This window comes from Phormidesmis priestleyi ULC007 (genome assembly GCF_003003695.1).
GTDB classification, from domain to species: Bacteria; Cyanobacteriota; Cyanobacteriia; order Leptolyngbyales; family Leptolyngbyaceae; genus Phormidesmis_A; species Phormidesmis_A priestleyi_A.
The window spans coordinates 1-1,015 of record NZ_PVWG01000132.1; the positions used below are offsets into that span (position 1 = coordinate 1).

At 48.0% G+C, this 1,015-nt stretch carries 1 protein-coding gene and 1 pseudogene; both read left to right on the top strand.

Going from position 1 to position 1,015, the window contains the following annotated elements; translation table 11 throughout:
- Positions 1–270 (top strand): annotated as a pseudogene (locus tag C7B65_RS28235) (hypothetical protein); the annotation flags it as partial.
- Positions 271–384: 114 nt separating this feature from the next.
- Entirely contained in the window at positions 385–948 is a 564-nt protein-coding gene (locus tag C7B65_RS27015; protein ID WP_146135860.1) for a hypothetical protein, read from the top strand.
- Positions 949–1,015 lie beyond the last annotated feature (67 nt).

Here is a 1,015-nt window from a genome sequence, read left to right on the forward strand (position 1 = left end):
TTGCTGCGCGATGCCACTGACTCAGCCCTCAAATTCATTGCCTACCTGCAAACCCATCGCACCCGAATTCCTGATTACCAAGCGTTGCAACAGGCAGGGGTTACGATTGGGTCGGGGGCAGTGGAATCGTTAGTGAAACAAATCAATCGCCGCTTGAAGATTTCAGGGGCACAGTGGAGTGCTCACAATGTGCCTCAAGGGCTGAAGCACCGCTCTGCTTATCTCAATGGCGATTTCACGCGCTCTCAACCTTGGCTCAGGGTTGGCTGATTGAATTGAGTAGTTATGCTCATCGCAAAGGTGAGATGCTCCCTTAAGTCTGACCTTTTTTGGATTCATGCAACAAAGCCGAGTTCTACTAAAATTGTTCCAATCGTAAATCTGGTGTGTCGAGTCAACGCACAACAGCCTCAAATTCCAATACAGGATTGTACCTTTTGCAATCTATCTCAAAAAGCTCAGGATGTCACGTTTGCAAACGCTGCCATCGATATTGTTAGCTACCGCAATGACGATGACAGCAAAGGGGTAATGACCTCAAATGCCACAGCGGGGATGATGAAACGCTTTAGCAGTCTTTCTGAGCTAGAGCAGTGGCTTCAACGTACTACAGGTAACTCCTCCTTAAAGTTTCGAGGATATTACGGAGCAGATCCCCTGATTAAAAATCCAGGGTTACGGAGCAAAACTGGTTTAATTTTGACAGCAGTCCTCGAGGGTGAGCGCGGCGACAACTTAGTTACAGCCTATGACCTAACTCGACTCATCAGCATGGTAGGTTGGCATCCTTACCTGACCAAGACAACCAGATTACCAGGGGCGCAGTGGCACAGTTTGCAAACCGTAGTACAGGCAATGGGCTATGATACAGCGCGTTATATCGAGGCTGCAATCTCGCGTTTAGGGCTAGGAGACACCATTCGAGAGCCAGTTATTCTGGGAGTGTAAATTAGTTTGTGTCAGAGGTCAAAACACGATCTAATGAACCCATCACCAGAGACACAAACTCATGACC